The organism is Candidatus Sericytochromatia bacterium (assembly GCA_035285325.1).
Lineage (GTDB): Bacteria > Cyanobacteriota > Sericytochromatia > S15B-MN24 > JAQBPE01 > JAYKJB01.
On the sequence record JAYKJB010000072.1, the window covers coordinates 1 to 4,777 of the forward strand.

Below are 4,777 nucleotides of genomic sequence, written 5' to 3' on the forward strand. Positions count from 1 at the left end.
GGTGGATCGGGTCACGGAAGTCTGGCTCACGGCCGTGATGCAGGCCGATGAGTGGGGGAGTGAGGTGCCCTACATCGACCCGGATATGCCAATCTGGGGCAACATCAACCCGGACGAGGTGATCTGAGGGGGCCCCCCAGGCCTCGGTAGCGCGAAGCCCCCCCAGCCTGAGAGCAGGGACCGCGCTAGTGCGCGCCGTGCAGCATGGCCTCCGCCGCGAACTCTGCCGTGCCCATGACGCCCGCGGCCACGCCGGCCGCGTGGCTGACGACGGGCAGGTTCCCGGCAGCGACAATCGAGAAGCCCGCCGTCACGGCGGCGAGGCCCTTGACCAAGCCGGGCACCCCCGGCTTGGCCGCGACCTCGATGGCGTGACGGGAGTCGTTGAGCGCCACCGCTGCGTTGAGCCCGGGCACGAAGCGGCCGGCGGCGCTGCCCAGGGCGCCGAGGCCCTTGGCGGCCGCCCTGGCCTCGGCGGCCGCCCCATGGGCCAGATGGCTCCCCTCGCGTACCAGCGACTGGAGCCGCTCGCCTGGCGCTGCCGTGGCCACTCGGTGGGCCGCATGACCCAATTCGCGGCCGGTATTGGCGGCCCCGACCTGGTCCATTGCGTGGCTGCCGCCGGGCTCGTAGGAGTCCTTCGCGTAGACGGCACCCGTGCCGTGCTCAGCGGCGTGGGGGTCGTCCTTGGCGTGCTCAGTCGCATCCTTGGCTGGGTGGTCAGGCTGCCGCGCGGCCTGAGGACCCCGGTGCGCGGAGGCCCCTTCCCCGGCCGTGCCCGCCTGGCCTGCGGGCTGCACCGCCGGCTTCGGGCCTTCGGGCGCGGGCTTGCCGTCCGGTAATGTCAAGCTTGAGGCCCGCCCGCCAGATGGGGCGTATTCGTCCTGCTGGAGCGCTGAGTGCTGGGCGGCGGGGGCTGCCGCCAGGGGCCGGCTGTTCGCGTGGTGCGACTTCGAGGGGGGGCCGGCCGGCGCGTGCGTGGGTTGGGGGTGGTGAGAAGAAGACGCAACGTGCATCGCGGTGGCTCCTGTTCATGCGAGCAGGGGGAGAGGTGAAGGACTCGTCACAAGGCGGGCCAACAGGGCGACAACAGCGGGATGCGCGGCTCTTAACAGCGTATTAAATCAATGGTCGGCTCTTAGCTTCGCCCACGACGCCAAGCCGTCTCCCGAGGGCGAATCCGACTCAACTCCGCGGCCAGCGCCTCACGCGCCACGAAAAAGCTTGGCGGGCCTGCACGTTGAGCCAGTAACCCTCCGAAAGCCCGAGATAGTGGGACAGGCGAAGCGCCGCGATGCCGCCTCGCTCACACCAGCCGACTGCCCGGGTATATCAGCGGGGTGAGCCCAGGCAACGTGACCCTGAACGACCATCTCGAACCTGGTGAGTCGCTCGTTTGGAGCGGCGCCCCCCCCATCGCCCCGTTCGTGGGCGCATCGGGCTGCTTCCCGATCGCGGCCTTGCCTTTCATCGTCGTAGGGCCGCTGCTGATGGGATGGCTCGGGCTGCTCCCAGTGGCCTTCGGGCTGTACGCCATCGCTTACCCTTTCCTGCAATGGCGACGGGCAAGCAGGCTGGTCTACGGCGTGACGAATCGCCGCGTGTTGATCATTCGAAGGGGCCGCCCCGAGCTCGTGCTCGCCTTTGGTCCGGCGGAGCTCGGCCAGGTGTCGGAGGTTCCCCATGACGCGAAGTCGCTCCACCTCTATTTCGCCGTCGGCCCACACGCCCGCGAAGTCATGCCCCTCCGCAAGCGTCAGGGTTCCGTCGACGTGCTTGGCCTGATGGGCGTGCCACGCGAGGCCGCCGATGCCGTGCGAGCCGTGGCGGCCCAGGCGACCCGACAGCGGGAGGTCGGTCCACTGAGCAGCCGGGCTGGCGTGGATCACCTGTTTCAGGCCAAAGGAAGTCTGGAAGCCTGCCGGGTCAAGATCTACAGCGGCGTGGTGCAACACTTCGAGACGGTGGCACAAAGCGCTCGGCATCAACTCCGCAAAAAACTTCTGCCCGTTGTTCTCATCGCCAGCCTGGCCTTGCTGCTGCTGGGCACCCTCGTGAAAAGTCCGGAGCCGGTGATCGTGCTGGGGGTTCTGGGCCTCCCCTTCATCTCGGCGGCCTGGTTCAAGGGGCGTCATGAAACCGCGCAGAGGGCGGCCGAGCAGGAACGTTTCTTGCAGCTGGCCGCCTTGTTACATCACTGGCGAGACGATGCGCTGAAGGGAGCGCCCTGTCGGGTCCAGCTGGATCTGGGCAGCGCCATCGAACGAATGCCCTACCGATGGGCCCTCAGCCCTGCGTCTGGAACGCTGAAAAGCTATCACCGACAGCGCCGGGCCCGAATTTCCTGGTTCACGGCCTGCGGTTCCAAGTTGGTGCTGGAGTGTGTGGACCGCATCAAATTCAAGGCCCGCGTCGAGGTGCAACGTCGCTCGCAGATACGGGGAGTGCTCGAGCTCAATCCAGCCGTTTGGGCAGTGGACCGCCTGCCGGACAGCTTCCAGGCAGGGCCCCTGAAGGTGAACACCCACCGGCAGGCAGCGCGGACCAGCCTGAGCTTTCAGGGCCCGCTGAGCGTCGTCGCCGAGACGGGCAGCGCCCTGCAGGCCCTGTATGATGCCCTGCCGCGTTCGGGGGTATGAGCGATGAGTAAGTCCGGTCGGGACCAGCCCACTCGATTGCGCGGAGACCCATCCCAGTGCATCCCTTGATTCGCCTCTCCCTCTGCTTGGCTTTTGCGGGCGCCTTGTTCGACAGCCCGGTCGCGCCAATTCGCCCTGCCCTGGCCGCCCAGCAGGCGGAAGGCCGGGACGTGGACCTCGGCATCCGGGAACTCCCGGCCACGGTCGAGGCGTTCTTGGCCTTGCGAGACCAACTTGCCACCTCGCCGGAGGGAGCCGTCGCGATTTTCCTCGTCGCTCTGAACATCTACGCGGAAAATCGGACGCTTGGCAGAACCTTGCTCACCCTCGCCGTGGATGCGCGCCACCTGAAGGACAGCCGCGCGCCAGAGGCGCATCAGGGCAAGCTCATCGCCGAGGCGCGAACCTGGGAAATCAACCGCGTGCTCGAAGGTTCGCCCGCCACCGCCCGGGCCTACTGGAAGGGAGCCAGCCCGGCCAATGGCTACGCGCCGGCCAAACCCTATGCCGTGGCGCTGTACCTGCAACCAGGTGCCCGCGGCCGCCTCGATCAATACGCCCGGGCCACGACGGGGCGGGAGGTCGAGGAGTGGCAGTTCTTCGTACGCTCGGAGGGGTATCGCAATGCCGGCGGCGGCGGTCGCCCCATCTCCGTGGCCCGAAACGAAGCAGGGCTCTGGCAAGTCACGCGCTTCAACGGGGTGGTCGCCGCCGTGATGAAGCCCGCCGACGGATCCCCCTGAAGGGTATCGGACACGAGTGTCGAGCGGACGAAGTTCACCATGCCTCGCGCCTCCAGCGGCGCCGGCGACTTGCCAAAGATGGGGCTGCTCCCGCGATGCCCCGGATGGGCGAGAGCGGCCCGCTTGTCCGACACTTGTGGTCAATCGATGAGCATCCCTGCGCAATCGCCATTGGAGCCGTCCTTCCCTCGACGCCCAAGTCCTGCACGCGCCCCGGTAAAACCCGCGCGCTGGCAGTTCCGTGGTGCTTGCGGCAAAATGAGGGCTCCCAAGGAGCATCCGATGTCCGATCCTTTTGCTGAAAAGGCCGATGAGTACGACCATAAGCCGCTTCCTCAGCAGATTTCCGAGGGAGTGAGTGCGGCGCTTCTCGCCCGCGTGCCGCTGGAACCTGACTTGGTCGTGCTCGACTTCGGGGCCGGCACCGGTCTGCTGTCAGGGCGACTGGCGCCCCACGTGGCACGGATCGTGGCCGCGGACGTGTCTCCCGCGATGCTGGCACAATTGGCCGCCAAGCCGGCATTGCGGGGGATCGTCGAGCCGGTCTGTCAGGACCTGCTTCAAACCCCCCTCGGCTACCAGGTGGACCTGGTCGTCAGCGCGATGGCCATGCACCACGTCGCAGACACGGCGACCTTGCTGCGCACATTTTTCGAACATCTGCGGCCCGGTGGCCGGCTGGCCGTGGCCGACCTCGACGCGGAAGAGGGTGACTTCCACCCTCCCGAAACAGAGGGCGTCTTTCACCACGGCTTCCGGCGGGAAACCCTCCTGCAGAGCCTGCGAGAGGCTGGTTTCAGCAATCTGGCCGTCGAAACGGCCTGTGAGATCGCGCGCGACGGCAGGCTTTACTCGATTTTCCTGGCGACGGCGACCCGGCCGGCCTGACATCGGGGCGTCACCCTCCCAGGGTCCCGGCTCACTGAGGGGCGATCGCCGCGCGCTCAGTGGGCCGCGAGCCAGGCGGTCAGGTCGTCGTGCCCCTGGAAATGGGGCGCGGCCAGGGCCAGGGCCTCGAGGGTGGCGAGCGGCAGGGCCTCCATCTGGGCGATCGCCTCCGCACCCGGCAGCGAAAAGCGGGTGCCGAGCTGCTGCGCGATCAGGCGGATCAGCGTCTCTCGTGTCCCCTCGACTCGCCCGCGGGCCCGGCCGCGGGCCTCACCACGTGCTTCGCCACGCGCCTCACCACGATTCTCTGCCTCTGCCAACGCCTTCCTGGCGTTCTTGAAGAAGCGGGTGTTTTCCAGGCCCATGTCGACCTCCAGATGCGTCCACAGTGAGGACTCCAGGTGCCAGCGCAGGAATTCATCGTAACCGAGCTGGTCCGTCTCTGACAACGCCGTCAGGCTCGACAGCGTGACCTGCAGCAACGAGACATCCGCCGGGTCGCGGCAG

Annotated in this window: 5 protein-coding genes; 3 read left to right on the plus strand and 2 right to left on the minus strand. The window is 67.7% G+C overall.

Going from position 1 to position 4,777, the window contains the following annotated elements; all coding sequences use genetic code 11:
* Window positions 1-185: 185 nt before the first annotated feature.
* Window positions 186-1,016, minus strand: coding sequence for a hypothetical protein (locus tag VKP62_09875; GenBank protein MEB3197498.1), 831 nt, complete (start codon window positions 1,014-1,016; stop codon window positions 186-188).
* Window positions 1,017-1,355: 339 nt separating this feature from the next.
* Here VKP62_09875 and VKP62_09880 point away from each other — a divergent pair, with 339 nt between their 5' ends.
* From VKP62_09880 to VKP62_09890, 3 genes are all read left to right on the plus strand, one after another.
* Window positions 1,356-2,639 (plus strand): hypothetical protein, encoded by a 1,284-nt coding sequence (locus VKP62_09880; GenBank protein ID MEB3197499.1) that lies wholly within the window; start codon window positions 1,356-1,358, stop codon window positions 2,637-2,639.
* Window positions 2,640-2,695: 56 nt separating this feature from the next.
* Window positions 2,696-3,382 (plus strand): hypothetical protein, encoded by a 687-nt coding sequence (locus tag VKP62_09885; GenBank protein MEB3197500.1) that lies wholly within the window; start codon window positions 2,696-2,698, stop codon window positions 3,380-3,382.
* Window positions 3,383-3,664: 282 nt separating this feature from the next.
* The gene (locus VKP62_09890) at window positions 3,665-4,270 is read left to right on the plus strand and encodes a class I SAM-dependent methyltransferase (GenBank protein ID MEB3197501.1); all 606 of its coding nucleotides are present in this window, start codon (window positions 3,665-3,667) and stop codon (window positions 4,268-4,270) included.
* Between the two features lie 56 nt (window positions 4,271-4,326).
* Here the strand turns inward: VKP62_09890 and VKP62_09895 are convergent.
* The coding region (locus VKP62_09895) for a DUF4351 domain-containing protein (GenBank protein ID MEB3197502.1) at window positions 4,327-4,777 on the minus strand (451 nt) is incomplete at its 5' end.

Bases quoted from the DNA above. Each gene is read 5' to 3' on its own strand.
- VKP62_09875 (MEB3197498.1), bottom strand. From the start codon at position 1,016: ATGCACGTTGCGTCTTCTTCTCACCACCCCCAACCCACGCACGCGCCG.
- VKP62_09890 (MEB3197501.1), top strand. From the start codon at position 3,665: ATGTCCGATCCTTTTGCTGAAAAGGCCGATGAGTACGACCATAAGCCG.